This window comes from Paucisalibacillus globulus, from assembly GCF_900184735.1.
In the GTDB taxonomy this organism is placed as follows: domain Bacteria; phylum Bacillota; class Bacilli; order Bacillales; family Amphibacillaceae; genus Ornithinibacillus; species Ornithinibacillus globulus_B.
In genome coordinates, this window is sequence record NZ_LT855391.1 from 1 (window position 1) to 16,850 (window position 16,850).

Below are 16,850 nucleotides of genomic sequence, written 5' to 3' on the forward strand. Positions count from 1 at the left end.
ACTCTCCAAAAAAGTTTGTGTTTCTTAGCACTAAAAGCACGCTAGCTTTTAGAATTTCTTTTTAATAGAAAAAACAGGGTTGTTTTTTCTTACATACTGGTTGTTTTGTTCAGTTTTCAAGGAGCAATCAATTTCGTTTGTCGTTTTTAGCGACAAGATATAATTTATCATGTTTGTCATCTAATGTCAATAACTTTTTTTAAAGTTTTTATGTTGTTTGACAAAACTACTTACCTGACAACAAAAATTAATATACCATAGCTATGAAATAAAATCAACGGTCTTTCTTAAAAAAAGTCTCTTCAGAAATTTTGTTCAATATGTATATCAAGGTTATTATATTCTACTCGTTTTGTGTCTTCCTGGGTATATAACGCATGCACTCTTTTTCGTTTGCTACCCTTCTCAATAGTTGAAACAGAATTTTATACCGTTCTTTCATTGCACTCTTGACCATATTATCAATTCTACTATCGTCTAAATCAAAGATTATCTCATCTAGCTCTCTCTTTATCAAATACTCAAGTTCCTTCTGTTCTGTATGATTAATCATTAATCCTAACACATTATCACCTCGTCAATTTTCGGCACTAACTTACAAATTGGCTTCGCTATTACATATACATTCGAAATTTTTGTCGAAGTTTGGGGGTTTAAATTTAGGTAAACTGGTTGCAAGACCCCCACTACAAAATTCAAGGTGTCTACCCTGAATTAAAAGCGGGGGTCCTAAACCAACTATAAAAATTAATATTTATAAGGACTATAATTCAGTATGAAACTCTAGTCTAAAGATAAACGAATACTTGAATGAATGTAGTTCCCTTTATATCGTGTACAATTTTAACTAATTTATTCAACTGTTTTTCCTACTTTCAACAAAATCAGTTTATAGCTTGTTCATATTTTTAAATTCTGTTCATAAAATGTATGGAAAGCTTGTTTCATTTGGAGGTGTTATGATTGAGTCATTTTTATGTTATGCGTTTTAGTAAGATGAAAAGATGGGCTCTTATTGTTGTGTTAGCCTTTTTCACCGCTGGTTTTCTATGGTTTGAGAGTAATGGTTCATTATCCGTATTTTCAAAAGAAAGTCCTGTTGCCTTAACGAAGGGTAGCTCAGATGAACCCAATATTGCACTTACATTTAATATCAGCTGGGGAGAGAAAAAAGTACACGACATCTTAAAACAACTTGAACAACATCAAGTTCAAGCTACTTTCTTTGTGAGTGGAGAATGGGCTGAAAAGCATCCTGATATACTTAAGAAGATCTCAGAAGGAAAGCATGAAGTAGGTATGTTAGGGTACCGGTATAAGAGTTACCTTGATCAGGAAATAGATCAAGTAAGAAAAGATTTACGGTATGCTAAAGAGATTTTTGGAAAGCTGGGTTATAAGGACATGGAACTAGTACGTGCACCGCATGGTCATTTTAACGATGAGATTATAAAGCTCGCTGAAGATATGGGCCATAAAGTAATTCATTGGAACATTAATCCAAATGATTGGCAAAACCCAGGCACTCAGAAAATAGTTGACCATGTTATGTCCGAGACCAATAATGGTGACATCATCTTATTACATGCTTCTGATTCGGTTAAACAAACGGCAGAATCACTAAAAACAATCCTGCCAGGTTTAAAGAATAAAGGATATAAGTTTGTAACAGTGTCCGAAATGATTAATCAAGCCCATGCAGAAACAAAAATAGTGGAGTAAAAAAAAACCTGATGAACATAGAATATGTCATCAGGTTTTTTTCTGTTATTTAGCTTTTTTATCGTTAGAACTATTGTTCAATCGGTGTAAAACCAATAGTTGATAAGTATTACAAGCAAGTAAGGTAAAAATCATGATAATGGAGAACTCGGAACCTACCAAACCAATTCTAAGGGCTGGGACCCATTCCACAACTGTAATTGCTACCATGAAGAATAATGCCGGGATAAAGGCATGCTTTTTAGTTTCCTTGGCTTTAATCTTAGCAATTACCCAACCATAAATTACAAGTGCTGCTGCCGCTAGAATAAACCAGATTAAGGCAACTTCGCCTTCTGCCCTTTGATACGGGAAGTATATTAGGTCAAAGACCACAAATGCTATTAATACGATTTGAACGACTGGCCAAAAAGAGCGGAATATGCTTAATCCTAAACGATGAACATATAAATAAGCAAAAAATCCAGTCTGGCTTACGGCACTATAAAGCAAACCATGTCCAAAGAAGAAAATCATGACACCAATAAGTCCGACAAAATTAAATGGTTGAAGGTTTTCGGTATAAGCACCACTAACATTTACAAAGAAACTAACAATTAAACCTACAAGACCACCTAATGCTAATGTTTTTAAAAACAAGTTTACAACTTTTCGACTATTCAATTGAATTATCCTCCTGATTTATGTAAAAACTAATTCGTTCCTTTTACTTACACAATTGGTATTTTAACATGAACCCAATCTTTTTTCCTTTATCAAGCGCATATTTTTGTTTTTTCTCATCCATATTAATGATAAGTGGAAGGAGGTTTTCTAATGCTACGTAATTTCTTCTTGCCATTTATTGGTGTAACACTCCTTTTTATTAGTGCTTGCGGCGGGGAAGCAGCACCAAAGGAAACAGATTATGATGCAACCAAAAAGATGGTTGTTGATATATTACAAACGGAAGATGGAAAAAAGGCGTTAGGGGAAATTTTAGCGGATGAAAAAATGCAGCAAAAGTTAGTCATTGAATCCGCTACAGTAAAACAGGCGATCGATGAAACACTCACATCTGAAAAAGGCGCTGAAATGTGGAAGAAGCTATTTGAAGACCCTAAGTTTGTTGAAACATTCTATAAATCCGTAGAAGAAGACCAAAAAAAATTAATGAAAAGTCTAATGAATGATTCGGAATACCAAAAACAAATGATGGATCTATTGCAAAATCCAGAAATGGAAGAAGCAACAATACAGACATTAAAAAGCCAACAATTCCGTGCGCACCTGGAAGAAACCATACAGCAAACACTAGAATCACCGCTATTTCAAGCAAAAATTCAGGAGATATTATTAAAAGCTGCTGAGGAACAAAGCAAAGGTCAAGGTGGTAGTGGTGAATCTGGTGGCCAAGGTGGTGGCCAAGGCGGCGGCTCCGGTGGCGGTGGCGAATCCGAAGGTGGCGGCGGTGGTCAATAGTTCCATTAGTTAATGGATACAACATAAAGGGTCAGGTTCTCTGTAAATAGAACCTGACCCTAATCATCATTTTATTCTTCTATTTGAGCAATAACTTTAGCTGCAATTTTATGATATTCTTTTCCATTTGGATGATCTTCTTGGTATACAGAAGGTGCAAACTCATCTTCTTCCTCGTATGGCTGCTGAATTGGTAATTGCCCCAATACTTTTGTCTTCAATACTTCAGCAAGCTTCCTTCCGCCACCTTGTCCAAAAACATATTCTTTTTCACCAGATTTTGGACTCTTATAATATGCCATGTTCTCCACAACACCTAAAATCTCATGCTCTGTTTTTAGTGCCATTTGACCTGCCCTTGCCGCTACAAATGCAGCTGTCGGATGAGGTGTTGTTACTATAATTTCCTTACAGGAAGGTAATAGTTCGTGAACATCCATTGCGATATCACCTGTACCTGGTGGCAAGTCGAGTAATAGGTAATCTAAATCTCCCCATTCCACTTCCTTGAAGAAGCTATTCAACATTTTCCCAAGCATAGGACCACGCCAGATAATTGGAGAGTTGTCCTCCACAAAGAAGCCCATTGAGATCACTTTTACACCAAAACGTTCGACTGGAATAATCTTCTCACCACGAACAATTGGTCTTTCTTCAATCCCCATCATATCTGGAACACTAAAACCGTAAATGTCTGCGTCAATGATACCTACTTTTTTCCCTAGTCTCATTAGAGATACAGCTAGATTCACTGTAACGGTTGATTTACCTACGCCACCTTTACCACTGGCGATTGCTAAGAAGTGAGGTTGTTTATTTCCCCCCATTAAAGCCTTTTCTTTTGCACTTTCAATGGCTGGTTGGTATTTCTTAATTACTTCATCAGGAAGTTGTTCGAAACGAAGCCCTACTGTAACAGCACCATTTCGCTTTAAAATTCCGACAAGCTCTTGTTGAAGTTGCATTTGTTCAGCAGTGTTTGTTTTACCAATTGCAATCTTTACGCTGACATGCTTTTTGTCTTCTTTAATCGTTACTTCCTTAACTCCTTCTGTTTCTTCTAGAGTTCTATGTAAAAAAGGATCTCTTACAGGATTCAGTAATTGTATTACTTCTTCTTTTGTTAACATGTAATCACCTTCCTATTTCAGCCTTGAGAATTTAATTAGTCCAAGGCTAGTATAACATAAATCACCAAAAACCTAAGTGATATGTATCATAGAAGGTGGATTTACATTACTTACTGTTCTTCTTCCGCTTCAGGCTCTTGTGTCAAATATCGTAATATTCCTTCGTATATACTTGCTGCCATTTGTCTTTGATAGGTTTCATCTTTCAACAGTTCCCTTTCCGCCACATTCGAAAGAAATCCAATCTCTACTAACGCACCTGGAATCTCTGCGTTTTTCAGCAAATATAAATTATTAACTGCTAGAGCGCTACGATTAGTGTTTTCCAGATTTCTAGTTATTTCTGCCTGAATCATTTTCGCTAAGTGCTTACTTTCTTCTGACTTCGGATAATAGAAGGTTTGTGCCCCACTCCATATCGTTGATGGAATTGCATTCAAATGGATAGTCAAAAAGAAGTCCGCATTGTTGGAATTAATAAAGTTCATTCGATTTTTAATATCTTCCGCTTTTCTTCTGGATAATCCCTTTGTATCTTCTGCAGCTAGATCAGTGTCAGTTTCTCGGGTCAGGTGCACAATGGCACCGGATTGCTGTAAATAATCTCTTAATTTCTTCGTTACTTCTAATGCAATGTCTTTTTCTAATGTATCGTCCTTACCAACCGCTCCTCCATCTGCCCCACCATGCCCTGCATCAAGAACTACCACCTTCCCAGTTAAGGGAAATGGCAACCCTGCTGTTTCCTTTGCAAAGTCGGGTAATGGGAATTTAATTAATACGATAAGTACTACTAATCCAACCAGCCATAAAGCAAATTTTCCTAATCGATTCATATCTTTCGCCCCTTTATTTATCCTCACATTATTTTATGGGACAAGTAATGGGTTTATGACTTCTAGTCGCTCTCATCCCCTAAATCACTCTGTATAAAATTAATTAATTAGTTGATAATCTAAACTATAACTACTAAAATGAGAAATGGATAAAAGACAATAGCGCTTTTATCTTGCAAAAGGATGTTACAGTTGGAAGTATTAGAGGTACAAAAAGAATTATCCAGTTATATTGGAAAAACTTTACGAGACTGCTTTGGTCGAGGACCTGAAACAGTCTATGTATCTATACGGAAGCCATTTATTACGGTTTACATAAGAAACTTTATTTCTCCTATGGAAAATGTGCTTTTGGAATCACAACAAGAGAATATTATTCACAATACACGAGATATTTTAATGCAAAGTATCATTCCCGAACTGAAGGCCTACATGACCGTACTAACCAAAATGGAAATAGATGAGTTCTATTATGATTGGGGATTACATAACTATTCTGGAATGTTCATTGCCATTTCAAAAGACAAGTCCACTCTTGATGCATTATCCAATGAGGGTTTCACAGGGAAAGAATCCCTACATGAAGAGATAAATAATATTGGACAACAAACTCAAAAGATTCCAGAAGAAGTATTATCCGTGAAAATAAACGAACGGACATATGCTATCCTCCGAACTGGTATCATAATTACAATTGAACGAGAATTTATTCGTCTTGGCTATCGTGACATGTTACGTGTAGCCAAAAGAAGTGTAGAAAAACGACAGCTACATAACAATTTACGATTTGAATCTATATTAGATAGCAAAATTGATGATGTTTTTGTTTCTTGGGATTTTGATCGAGATAAAAGTATTATTCTATTTATTGTAAACCCCAATCAATCAGGCGGTAATGTACTAGATAAATAAAGCTAGTCATAAGCCAAAAAGAGGTAAGGCATACACCACCTCTTTTTGGCTTTTTTTTATACATAAATAAAGACAACTTAAGGAGAGATCTATTGAAGAAAAAGAACTTTTATGAAGGATTACCAACTGATTTATTAGGATGCTTTTACTGCTTTGTAGAAAAAAAGATTCAAAGTAAAGAGCATATTAGTCGAATGTTATTTGAAATGAATCAAATTGAAAAGGTCGCTAGAGACCGAGGAATTTCTCTATTAGAACTACGTATTATAGGACATTGGTTTATTCAAAAGGAGATTAACTTAACCAAACATGAATTAGATTAGAGTGAGTTACTCTCGAGTATAACTAGAAAAGGAGAGTAGTAACAACTACTCCCCCACTAGATTATCTCGTAATAATTCCAGTTGTCATATATAATAGCCAATCTTTATATTTACCAACATCCAACCACGCTACATCTGTAAACTTAATTGGTGTAATAAATGGCATTCCATTATAGCTTTCATCAACTGACTCTTTTGTCACAACATCACCTAGAGAAAGTCCGCTGATTATCTCTAGGTCATCCTTCATTTGAATCCCGGTTTGTACAGGAACCTGTTCCATTTTCCCAGTATCACTCATTTTCCAAACATGATGATGGGTAACAGAATCTTTATGGACCGTTACCGCATTAATAGACTCATTTACTGTGATACTTAGATTAGCATGGTATCCCGGTAAAATGGAATCTATTTCTTGTTCTTCCTTAAAACTAACCTCAAATGGATAAATACTCTTTGAATCAATATCTACGTCACGAGGAGTATCATCTATCTCGGAAATCGACCCTTGTAATGTTTGTTCTCCATTCGCTAACGTAATCTCAACTGATTGTCCAGATTCTACTTCAAATCTAGCTTCCTCATCTATCTCCCCTTCAACTTGAAGTTCTAGATGTTCGATTCGAATAATGGGATCATTTAATGTAGAGGAAATCTCTTTTATTTTTCCTTCAAAAGGACTCTCCACTGTAATTGTATCGCCATTTTCTTGTAAATCATCTAATTGGGATTCGATAGCCCGCTCCTGTTCCTTCTTGGCAGCTAATTCTTGTTCTTTCTGGATAATAAATTGTTCTTTTATCAATTCAGCCTCAGCCGGTTCCTGTGGTGTCACCACTACCGTTACATTGTCTTCTTCTGTACTCCCAACAACCGGCACAGAGGGACTTGGAATCCGATATGACACCATGTCAGAAATAGCATCTTCAATGGCATCAATTTCCCCATCAATCTTTTCCAGTTCATAGGATAAGAAGGCCTCTGCCTCTGCATAATCATTTACACGATATTGAAACAAGGGATCACCAACCGCTACCGTGCTACCTTCCTCAACAAGAAAACCATCAAAGCTTCCGATACTTTTATCAAAGTATACATAGCTTTCTCCTGAATATGTAACCACACCATCTGCTTCTACTGTTTCAAACAAATCCGTTTGATACACCTTATCCCAAGTTGGTACAAAGGCTTGTCTTAATACTTTTTCTCCATCATCAACCCGTACTAATAAACAATTAATCCCGATAAATAATACTAGTGCTAGCCACTTCAATCGTTTTTTACTCATAAGTTGAACCACCTATTTATCATCAGAATATCTGTAAAGGCAACTACTGCTGTTAGTGTCCAAACAGCAAGATTAAACAATATCACCGTACTCCATATCCATCTCTTATCTATGGCCGATAACTTACTTAGAAACTTAATTTGGAAAGCTACAATCCATAGTTGAAATAATGAGATAGTACCAAATAAGTAAATTAAAAATGGAATATCAGTAAGATAGGATGCAATAATTCCAAATGATAACGGCGAAACATACCAGTCTAATCCAAAATAAACAACAAATGGTATCCATAATACCCGCTCAATAAGCAAAACAAATAAAACCACGAGTTGCATCAGTAATAATTTTTTATATTGGATTTTCGTAACCCAATAAAAAATTAACGAAGGTACAAATAATACAAATAATACAAAGGCTAGTGAATAAATCATTCGACCAATGATAAACCATAGTTTTTGCATTTCATATTCGGAAGTGGTCAACACAACCGCTCCACTTGATAATGGCGAAGAACCGATCCCTAACATAGCCATTCCACTGTATAGGAGCGTAGAACATAGCATGAGTAGGAGCATGACTTTCCAAGGTGTTCGGATTAGTTCGGCTTTTCCAATCCGAAAAATGTGATCGTCTACTGCAAATAGTAATTTAATGATGTTGATTGAGTATGTCATTATTCCACCCTTTTCTATTTAAACTATGGGGACCTACTTGCATTAATTTTAACGCACGTTTCAACAAATATCCATTATTTTCAATATATTTCAAACAATATTAGTACGAACTACCTAAATAACAAAAAGAGCCAGGTACTGATGAAATTTGTCAAATTCCATTGGTACCTGGCACCCTCTGTTATATTTAATTTGAACCTGCTCCCAGTTTCTCTGCGTCTATCGTGTTCTCACTTTCATGTTGCTTTTTCTCTATGATCCGAACTACTTGCCATCCAACCGCAGCATTAACTGCACCCATTATTCCAAACAACAAATAATCTCCAATAGGCTCAGGAAGAATTAAATCCATTATTAACCATCCTCCAGCCGTTGAACCACCTACCAAAGCACCAATCGTAGACTTCCGATAACGATTCACTTCTTTTGCACCACCTTTAATTGATTTAATATAATCTTTTAGAAAGAATGCAAAATCTTAAGTGAAGTTCCTGCATTTTCATGTTGCTTCGTTTCCTCTTACATATAATCCTATGCAGGTTGCTTTCCCTAAATAACTCGAATTTTCGGTTTTGCTTGTCCTTATTTGTCTACTATATCTGACACAAATCTTTCCAAACAAAAAACAACCTTCTCTCTTAATGAGAAAAGGTTGTTTATGAAATAAAATATTAACGTTTTGAGAACTGTGGTGCACGACGAGCGCCTTTAAGACCGTATTTCTTACGTTCTTTCATACGAGGGTCACGAGTTAAGAACCCTGCACTCTTAAGCGCTGGACGGTAACCAGGATCTGCTTCTAGTAAAGCACGTGCGATACCATGACGGATAGCACCAGCTTGACCAGTAAATCCACCACCATGAACGTTTACTAAAACATCATAAGTTCCTTGAGTTTCAGTTGCTTGTAGTGGTTGGTTAAGAATTAAAAGTTGTGTTTCATATGGGAAATAGTCTTTTGCTTCACGACCATTGATAGTAACATTTCCAGTACCCGGTACTAAACGTACACGTGCAGTTGACTTTTTACGACGACCTGTGCCGTAGTATTGTACTTGTGCCAATTGATTTACCTCCTTTTATTATCCGCGAAGTTCGTAAACTTCAGGTTTTTGTGCTGCATGATTATGTTCAGCACCTCTATAAACGTGTAACTTCTTGCCCATTTTGCGTCCTAAAGATCCTTTTGGAAGCATGCCTTTGATAGCAAGCTCAAGCATTTGCTCAGGATATTTTGTACGCATTTCTTCAGCATTACGTTCTTTTAATCCACCTGGATGTCCAGAGTGACGGTAGTATTTCTTGTCAGCTAATTTGTTTCCAGTTAGTTCGATTTTTTCAGCGTTAACGATGATTACATAATCACCAGTATCAACGTGTGGTGTGTAAGTTGGCTTATGCTTTCCGCGAAGGATTGCAGCAACCTCACTTGCTAGACGGCCAAGACGCTTGCCTTCAGCATCCACAACAAGCCATTTGCGTTCGATATTATTTTCATTCGCCATGAAAGTTGTGCGCATGATTGGTTTCCCTCCATATTTTCATTGATTCATTTTTTAAAGTTTAAAATTCGTTATTCCTATATTTTCAACACAATTAGTTCCGGGGCTAATCGCGGTTTTAGAAATAAAATGCCATAGACCATAATATATCAAAATGAGCCATTTTGTCAAGGGTCTAATAGATTTATTTTAATTTTATTTGCTTTCCAGCGAAAAAACTAACAAGCTCATTATATACTATTTTGAGCTAAAAAGGAAATCGTCGATATTTCCCAGGAAATGTCGTACAAAGTCGAAATTAAATTTTTATTTATATTTTACTTCCCACAAATATAGTCCATGCGCAGGAGCCGTTTTTCCGGCTAATTTACGATCCTTTGCTTCTAGCATTCTTTTTATATCTGTAGGTTTTTTCCTTCCTTGTCCAACGTCTAAAAGGGTTCCTACTAATATACGGACCATATTGTAAAGAAATCCACTTCCGCGGAATCTAAATTCAATCCGATCATCATCTCGAATGCACGTTGCTTCAAATAAGGTTCGTATCTTATCCCCTTTTACCGTAGCCTTTGCAGACGAGAAGGTCGTAAAGTCGTGGGTCCCAATTAGATGTTTACATGCTTCTTCTATTAGTTGGATGTCTACACGGTAAGGATAATGGAATATATAATTCCTATTAAAAATATCTGGTTCCTTTTTATTTAAGACAAAATATCGATACTCCTTCTCACGAACATTATATCGTGAATGGAAATCAGTAGAGACTACTTCCGAATGGAGAATATACAGATCATCTGGGAGTAATGTATTTAATGCCTTTTTCCAGCTTTCACCGGACATAGTGAGGTTTGTCTCAAAATGAATCGTTTGGCCCTTCGCATGTACTCCTGCATCCGTTCTGCCTGATGCATGAATCCGCACCTTCTCACCCTTATGAATCTTCTCTAGTGCTCGTTCGATTTCACCTTGTACAGTACGCTTTTGGGGCTGGACCTGGAAGCCTAAAAAATTAGTTCCATCATAAGCAATCTTACATTTTATCTTCGGCACCATTTCCAACCTCCTTCTATGAATAGTTTCTTGTTATGAATAAACCCGCGATAACTAGAAGGAAAAATACAAGGACAAAAATATCAATCTTCTTAATCTTTAATTGCCTTAACTTTGACCTTCCCTCTCCACCTTGGTAACCTCTCGCCTCCATAGCCATTGCAAGCTCTTCTGCACGTTTAAACGCGCTAACGAATAGTGGAACTAAGAGTGGAACAATTGCCTTTATGCGTTCTTTAATTGGCCCTGTACGGAAGTCTACTCCTCTTGAAGCTTGAGCTTTTGAGATTTTATCTGTTTCCTGTAAAAGGGTTGGAATAAATCGTAGGGAAATAGACATCATTAGTGCAAGTTCATGTACGGGAAACTTTATTTTTTTCAATGGATGTAACATATCTTCTATCGCATCCGTAATTTCAATTGGTGTAGTAGTAAGCGTCAATAAGGATGTAATAAGAATTAATAAGAAGAACCGCAATGATATTGCAAAACCTTGAATAAGCGCTCCAGAATATACTTTAAATCCTAACAACTCTACTAAAACTGTTCCTTCTTTTGTTACAATTAAATGCAATATGAAAGTAAAAATGATTAAAAACCAAACAGGGGTTAACCCTTTTAAAATAAAACGAAGAGATATCTTCGTAATAAACACCGTTATGATAGCAAATGCCGTTAGAATACTATAGCTCACCACGTTATTGGCAAAGAACACGAAAATAACAAATAAGAAAATAATTGTTATTTTCATACGGGGGTCTAATCGATGTACTAAAGAATTTCCTGGGACATATTGTCCGATTATTATCGCATTATTCATCTGATCCAGCCCCCTTCAAAGCTTGCTGAATCTCTTTGGCTAGCGCCTGGACTGTCTGGCGCTTAAAGGGAATAGTCTTGCCAAAACGTTCTTCAAAGGCATTAATAAATTGAATCATTTCTGGTACGTCTAACTGCACTTTGTTAAGTGCTTCCCTTTGGGTAAACACCTCTTCAGGTGTCCCTTCCATATACTTTGTCCCTTTATTCATTATGATAACATGATCAGCATACTTAACTGCATCTTCCATACTATGTGTTACTAGTACAGTGGTGAGGCCTTGTTCTTTATGAAGATTAGAAAACATATCCATAATCTCACGTTGTCCTCTAGGGTCTAACCCTGCAGTAGGTTCATCCAAAACAAGGATTTCAGGTTTAACTGCAAGTACTCCTGCTATTGCTACTCTCCTCATTTGACCTCCACTTAAATCAAATGGAGACCTGCCTAGTAATGCTTCGTCAAGGCCGACAGCAGGTACTATTTCTTTTATCCTTCTTTGGATTTCTGACTCAGAGACACCAAAGTTCTTCGGACCAAAAGCAATATCCTTCGCTACCGTTTCATCAAACAGTTGATGCTCTGGATATTGAAACACTACCCCGACACGGCTTCTTAATTCTTTTAAATTCTCGGGTTTCTTATCTGAATTAATTTGATAATCACCAATTTGCACAGTGCCTTCTGTTGGCGTTATAAGACCATTTAAATGTTGAATTAAAGTAGATTTACCTGATCCGGTATGTCCGATGACTGCAACAAATGAACCTGACGGGATATGGAAGGATAAATTTTCTAGTGCCTTATGGGCAAAAGGTGAATTAGCTTGGTAAATGTAGGTTACATCTTTAAATGTAATGTCCATAGTTCCTCCAATAGTTCATCATGATTTAAAGGTTCATTCTCAATCAACAGGTCATTCTGTTTTAATTCGTCAGCTAATACCGCAATAAACGGCACATCTAGCCCTATCTTTCTTAATTCATCCTTCTTTGCAAATATATCTCTTGGTGTTGCCTCGTCCCATACGCTTCCATTATTCATCACAATGACACGCTCTGCCATCACAACTTCTTGTAAGTCATGGGTAATCGTAATTAATGAAATCTCATTTTTCGCTTGTATATCGGAAACAGTACGCATAATTTCCTTACGACCTCTTGGATCTAACATCGCAGTTGCTTCATCTAGTATGAGTACATCAGGTTTTACAGCTAATACACTAGCAATTGCAACACGTTGCTTTTGTCCTCCAGATAAGCGATGTGGCTCTGTTAGAAGATAATCTTCCATGCGAACCGATCTTAGTACTTCCGTAATTCTCTTTTCCATTTCTTCTCTTGGAATGCCACGATTCTCCATACCAAAAGCAACATCATCTTGAACGGTCGTCCCTACAAACTGGTTATCCGGATTCTGAAATACCATACCTACTTGCTTGCGGACATCCCATACATGCTCATCATTCACCGGCATGCCATTGATTATAATTTCTCCCTGCTCAGGATATAATAAGCCATTCATTAGCTTTGCGATGGTTGATTTACCTGAACCATTATGTCCAATAATGGCTACCCATTCATCTTTATATATTTCAAATGAAACATTATCTAATACCCAAGGCTGCTCGTCTCCGTATCGAAAAGATACATTTCTAAACTCTATAAATTTCTCTCTCATGCTTGTTCCTCCTCGTCTATCTATGCCTTTAGGTTTTGGTTGTGTATGTATGTATTTTACTATTAATTATGGTTTATGTTAAATGTCAGGTGTTGTGTGGATGATAATGCTGACTGTTAGTGGTAAAATTTGCAGTTAATTTCCACAAGGATTTTAGTCCAAGGGGTTGGGCAGGATCCAATCTAGTGTCGCGTGGGCTAGAAACTCCGGGATATAAGCAAGGGGCACTCCGTGCGGCAAGACCATCCGCACTGCGGCCCCTTTGCTTATACCCTGCGTTTCTGGGCAAGCCCGCTGCACTTTTTATAATCTAGTGTCGCGTGGGCTAGAAACTCCGGGATATAAGCAAGGGACACTCCGTGCGGTAAGACCATCCGCACTGCGGCCCCTTGCTTATACCCTACGTTTCTGGGCGAGCCCGCTGTACTTTTTATTTATATAAAAAAAGGGCTTGGATTTCACCTCGGAAGAGATCAAGTCCTGCCCTTAACGCGCGTATGGATTGATTAAACTAATTCGATAATAGCCATTTTCGCTCCATCACCTTGGCGTTCGCCTAATTTAAGAACGCGTGTGTATCCACCTTGTCTGTCTTCATAACGCTTCGCAACATCATTAAAAAGCTTTTGAAGTACAGTATCTTCTTCATTAGCTTCTTTGTTATATAAGAATGCCGCAGCTTGACGACGAGCGTGTAAATCACCACGTTTACCTAACGTAATCATTTTCTCAACAACAGACTTAAGCTCTTTCGCTTTAGCTTCTGTTGTTTCAAGGCGCTCATGAATAATCAAATCAGAAGCTAGGTTACGAAGTAGTGCTAGTCGTTGATCTGTTGTACGTCCTAGTTTTCTTGCCATGGACTATCCCTCCCTTTCTTGAAACTCTAAAGATGTCCGTTTCTGTTAGTCGTCTTTACGTAGACCTAAGCCTAAATCAGCAAGTTTTACTTTAACTTCCTCTAAAGATTTACGACCTAAGTTACGCACTTTCATCATATCTTCTTCAGATTTATTTGAAAGCTCTTGAACTGTATTTATGCCAGCACGTTTTAAACAATTGTAAGAACGAACAGAAAGATCTAATTCCTCAATTGTCATTTCCATGACTTTTTCTTTTTGGTCTTCTTCTTTCTCGACCATGATTTCAACATTCTGTGCTTCATCTGTTAGACCCACGAAAATATTTAGATGCTCCGATAGAATTTTTGCACCAAGAGAAATTGCTTCCTCTGGACGAATACTTCCATCAGTTGAAACATCCAATGTTAATTTATCGTAGTTTGCACTTTGACCTACACGAGTATTCTCAACTTGGTAAGTAACACGTGATACCGGTGTGAAAATGGAATCAACTGGAATAACACCAATTGGTTGATCTTCATGTTTGTTTGCTTCAGCTGGAACATAACCACGACCACGCCCGGCGTTAATTTTCATACGCAAGTTACCTTTTGCATTAAGTGTTGCAATTGGAAGATCCGGATTCAATACTTCTACATCACTATCATAGGTTAGATCAGCAGCAGTAACTACTCCTTCACCTTGCACATCAATTTCTAATGTTTTAGGTTCATCTGAATAGATTTTAAGGGCTAACTTTTTCAAATTCAAAATGATTGTTGTAACATCTTCAACTACTCCATCGATCGTTGAAAACTCATGTAATGCTCCATCAATTTGAACTGAAGTAACAGCAGCACCTGGAAGTGAGGATAGTAGAATACGACGCAAGGAGTTTCCAAGAGTTGTACCATAACCACGTTCGAGCGGCTCTACCACAAATTTTCCAAATGTAGCATCATCACTAATCTCAACCGTTTCAATCTTTGGCTTTTCTATTTCAATCATTCCATAATACCCTCCTTTAAAACGTCGAAACCCCGGTTAGACCTATACATCTAACCGAAATTCCTCAAATAGGAAGTTGGCGACTTGGGCACAACTTGTATATTTTCTCGTATTTTATTGTCTAAGCGATGCTGTATAGGTAAGGCAACAAATAGTCAAATCCTGAAAGCTATGGTTAACGATCAGCTTTACTCATCATATACCTTAGTCTGTTTAGTTATCTCTATCTACGTCTATACGTTTAGTCATCATACCCATTATTGACAGGGTGACAAATCAATATACGTTAAAATTATACACGACGACGTTTTGGTGGACGGCAACCGTTATGAGGAACTGGAGTTACATCTTTAATAGCTGTAACTTCTAGTCCAGCTGCTTGTAAAGAACGGATAGCAGCTTCACGACCAGCTCCTGGACCTTTAACTGTTACTTCTAGAGTTTTCATGCCATTATCAACTGCAGTCTTAGCAGCTGTTTCAGCAGCCATTTGTGCAGCAAATGGAGTAGATTTACGAGAACCTTTGAAACCTAGTGCACCAGCAGAACTCCATCCAATAACATTACCTTGAACATCAGTAATTGTAACGATAGTGTTATTGAAAGTTGAACGGATATGTGCCACACCAGTCTCAATATTCTTTTTCACACGACGTTTACGTGTATTTGTTTTACGAGCCATCTAATTGTTAACCTCCTTACGTTATTTTTTCTTGTTAGCGATTGTACGACGTGGGCCTTTACGAGTACGAGAGTTGTTCTTCGTATTTTGACCACGAACCGGTAAACCACGACGGTGTCTTAGACCACGGTATGATCCAATTTCAATAAGACGTTTGATGTTAAGGGAAACTTCACGGCGAAGATCACCTTCTGTTGTGTATCCATCAACAGCTTGACGAATGCGTCCTAACTCATCTTCAGTTAGATCACGTACACGTGTATCCTCAGAAACGCCTGCTTCTTTTAAGATGTTTTGTGCAGTATTCTTACCAATACCGTAAATATATGTTAAAGAGATTACCACACGTTTTTCACGTGGTACGTCTACTCCTCCAATACGTGCCATTAGTAACATGCACCTCCTTCTTATCCTTGTTTTTGCTTATGTTTCGGATTTTCACAAATCACCATTACTTTGCCTTTTCGCTTAATGACTTTACATTTTTCGCAAATCGGCTTTACAGATGCTCTTACTTTCATCATCTTTACCTCCTTTTATATCGGAGCTCGCTTATTTATAACGGTACGTAATTCGTCCTCTAGTCAAGTCATACGGAGAGAGTTCTACCGTTACTTTATCACCTGGTAAAATACGGATGAAGTGCATTCTTATTTTACCAGATACGTGTGCCAAGACCGTATGGCCGTTTTCAAGCTCTACATTAAACATTGCGTTAGGCAATGTTTCAGTTACGGTTCCTTCCACTTCAATTACATCATCTTTCGCCATGTGCCTTACTCCCTTCTCTTAAATCAGTCACAATTACAAACGTATTTAGCTTTTACTTTCATTTGTGACACGACCAGTATCTAGAAGGCTGTTTTGGACTTCTGGAGACGTATAATCCATATAACAATATGATGTTTACTCTAATATTT

General features: G+C 37.3%; 23 protein-coding genes. 4 read left to right on the top strand and 19 right to left on the bottom strand.

Annotation, left to right across the window (positions count from 1 at the left end):
• Window positions 1–343: 343 nt before the first annotated feature.
• Window positions 344–565: a hypothetical protein gene (locus tag BN999_RS10540; protein WP_096271347.1), complete on the bottom strand. Its 222-nt coding sequence runs from the start codon at window positions 563–565 to the stop codon at window positions 344–346.
• A gap of 398 nt (window positions 566–963) precedes the next feature.
• On the opposite strand from BN999_RS10540, the gene pdaB reads away from it, so the two are divergent.
• On the top strand, window positions 964–1,722 hold the full coding sequence (gene pdaB, locus BN999_RS10545) for a polysaccharide deacetylase family sporulation protein PdaB (protein WP_096271348.1): 759 nt from the start codon (window positions 964–966) through the stop codon (window positions 1,720–1,722).
• A gap of 45 nt (window positions 1,723–1,767) precedes the next feature.
• Here the strand turns inward: pdaB and BN999_RS10550 are convergent, their stop codons facing one another.
• Entirely contained in the window at window positions 1,768–2,385 is a 618-nt protein-coding gene (locus BN999_RS10550; RefSeq protein WP_096271349.1) for a KinB-signaling pathway activation protein, read from the bottom strand.
• 153 nt (window positions 2,386–2,538) lie between these two features.
• On the opposite strand from BN999_RS10550, the gene gerD reads away from it, so the two are divergent.
• On the top strand, window positions 2,539–3,183 hold the full coding sequence (gerD, locus tag BN999_RS20630) for a spore germination lipoprotein GerD (RefSeq protein WP_176481948.1): 645 nt from the start codon (window positions 2,539–2,541) through the stop codon (window positions 3,181–3,183).
• Between the two features lie 71 nt (window positions 3,184–3,254).
• On the opposite strand, the gene BN999_RS10560 is transcribed toward gerD, so the two are convergent.
• Together BN999_RS10560 and cwlD are read right to left on the bottom strand one after the other, a co-directional pair.
• Window positions 3,255–4,313, bottom strand: a complete 1,059-nt coding sequence (locus tag BN999_RS10560; protein ID WP_096271350.1) for an Mrp/NBP35 family ATP-binding protein — start codon at window positions 4,311–4,313, stop codon at window positions 3,255–3,257.
• Window positions 4,314–4,423: 110 nt separating this feature from the next.
• A complete protein-coding gene (gene cwlD, locus BN999_RS10565) occupies window positions 4,424–5,149 on the bottom strand; it encodes an N-acetylmuramoyl-L-alanine amidase CwlD (RefSeq protein WP_096271351.1) in 726 nt (241 codons plus the stop codon).
• A gap of 192 nt (window positions 5,150–5,341) precedes the next feature.
• Between cwlD and BN999_RS10570 the strand changes: the two genes are divergently transcribed.
• Both BN999_RS10570 and BN999_RS10575 read left to right on the top strand, forming a co-directional pair.
• Window positions 5,342–6,061 (top strand): Na-translocating system protein MpsC family protein, encoded by a 720-nt coding sequence (locus BN999_RS10570; RefSeq protein WP_255247449.1) that lies wholly within the window; start codon window positions 5,342–5,344, stop codon window positions 6,059–6,061.
• A gap of 92 nt (window positions 6,062–6,153) precedes the next feature.
• Window positions 6,154–6,384, top strand: coding sequence for a hypothetical protein (locus BN999_RS10575; RefSeq protein WP_096271353.1), 231 nt, complete (start codon window positions 6,154–6,156; stop codon window positions 6,382–6,384).
• A 61-nt stretch (window positions 6,385–6,445) separates the two neighbouring features.
• On the opposite strand, the gene BN999_RS10580 is transcribed toward BN999_RS10575, so the two are convergent.
• The 15 genes from BN999_RS10580 to infA all read right to left on the bottom strand — a co-directional run bounded on the left by BN999_RS10580 (window position 6,446) and on the right by infA (window position 16,701).
• Window positions 6,446–7,672 (bottom strand): efflux RND transporter periplasmic adaptor subunit, encoded by a 1,227-nt coding sequence (locus BN999_RS10580; protein ID WP_096271354.1) that lies wholly within the window; start codon window positions 7,670–7,672, stop codon window positions 6,446–6,448.
• Complete coding sequence (locus BN999_RS10585; RefSeq protein WP_096271355.1) at window positions 7,669–8,346, bottom strand: hypothetical protein; 678 nt, start codon at window positions 8,344–8,346, stop codon at window positions 7,669–7,671. Before BN999_RS10585 ends, BN999_RS10580 begins: the two co-directional genes overlap by 4 nt.
• Before the next feature lie 187 nt (window positions 8,347–8,533).
• On the bottom strand, window positions 8,534–8,767 hold the full coding sequence (locus tag BN999_RS10590) for a hypothetical protein (RefSeq protein WP_096271356.1): 234 nt from the start codon (window positions 8,765–8,767) through the stop codon (window positions 8,534–8,536).
• A gap of 250 nt (window positions 8,768–9,017) precedes the next feature.
• Window positions 9,018–9,410: a 30S ribosomal protein S9 gene (gene rpsI, locus BN999_RS10595; RefSeq protein ID WP_096271357.1), complete on the bottom strand. Its 393-nt coding sequence runs from the start codon at window positions 9,408–9,410 to the stop codon at window positions 9,018–9,020.
• An 18-nt stretch (window positions 9,411–9,428) separates the two neighbouring features.
• Window positions 9,429–9,866, bottom strand: a complete 438-nt coding sequence (rplM, locus tag BN999_RS10600) for a 50S ribosomal protein L13 (protein WP_042145448.1) — start codon at window positions 9,864–9,866, stop codon at window positions 9,429–9,431.
• Window positions 9,867–10,154: 288 nt separating this feature from the next.
• Entirely contained in the window at window positions 10,155–10,898 is a 744-nt protein-coding gene (truA, locus tag BN999_RS10605; protein WP_303621464.1) for a tRNA pseudouridine(38-40) synthase TruA, read from the bottom strand.
• Between the two features lie 16 nt (window positions 10,899–10,914).
• On the bottom strand, window positions 10,915–11,718 hold the full coding sequence (locus BN999_RS10610; protein WP_096271359.1) for an energy-coupling factor transporter transmembrane component T family protein: 804 nt from the start codon (window positions 11,716–11,718) through the stop codon (window positions 10,915–10,917).
• Window positions 11,711–12,583 (bottom strand): energy-coupling factor ABC transporter ATP-binding protein, encoded by an 873-nt coding sequence (locus BN999_RS10615; protein WP_096271360.1) that lies wholly within the window; start codon window positions 12,581–12,583, stop codon window positions 11,711–11,713. Before BN999_RS10615 ends, BN999_RS10610 begins: the two co-directional genes overlap by 8 nt.
• Complete coding sequence (locus BN999_RS10620; RefSeq protein ID WP_096271361.1) at window positions 12,559–13,398, bottom strand: energy-coupling factor ABC transporter ATP-binding protein; 840 nt, start codon at window positions 13,396–13,398, stop codon at window positions 12,559–12,561. Before BN999_RS10620 ends, BN999_RS10615 begins: the two co-directional genes overlap by 25 nt.
• 506 nt (window positions 13,399–13,904) lie before the next feature.
• The gene (rplQ, locus tag BN999_RS10625; RefSeq protein ID WP_096271362.1) at window positions 13,905–14,258 is read right to left on the bottom strand and encodes a 50S ribosomal protein L17; all 354 of its coding nucleotides are present in this window, start codon (window positions 14,256–14,258) and stop codon (window positions 13,905–13,907) included.
• Window positions 14,259–14,303: 45 nt separating this feature from the next.
• Window positions 14,304–15,248 (bottom strand): DNA-directed RNA polymerase subunit alpha, encoded by a 945-nt coding sequence (locus BN999_RS10630; RefSeq protein WP_042145437.1) that lies wholly within the window; start codon window positions 15,246–15,248, stop codon window positions 14,304–14,306.
• Between the two features lie 292 nt (window positions 15,249–15,540).
• Window positions 15,541–15,930, bottom strand: coding sequence for a 30S ribosomal protein S11 (gene rpsK / locus BN999_RS10635; RefSeq protein ID WP_042145435.1), 390 nt, complete (start codon window positions 15,928–15,930; stop codon window positions 15,541–15,543).
• 21 nt (window positions 15,931–15,951) lie between these two features.
• Entirely contained in the window at window positions 15,952–16,317 is a 366-nt protein-coding gene (gene rpsM, locus BN999_RS10640) for a 30S ribosomal protein S13 (RefSeq protein ID WP_042145433.1), read from the bottom strand.
• 20 nt (window positions 16,318–16,337) lie between these two features.
• The gene (rpmJ, locus tag BN999_RS10645) at window positions 16,338–16,451 is read right to left on the bottom strand and encodes a 50S ribosomal protein L36 (protein ID WP_010095733.1); all 114 of its coding nucleotides are present in this window, start codon (window positions 16,449–16,451) and stop codon (window positions 16,338–16,340) included.
• Window positions 16,452–16,482: 31 nt separating this feature from the next.
• The gene (infA, locus tag BN999_RS10650; protein WP_010095735.1) at window positions 16,483–16,701 is read right to left on the bottom strand and encodes a translation initiation factor IF-1; all 219 of its coding nucleotides are present in this window, start codon (window positions 16,699–16,701) and stop codon (window positions 16,483–16,485) included.
• Window positions 16,702–16,850: the final 149 nt, after the last annotated feature.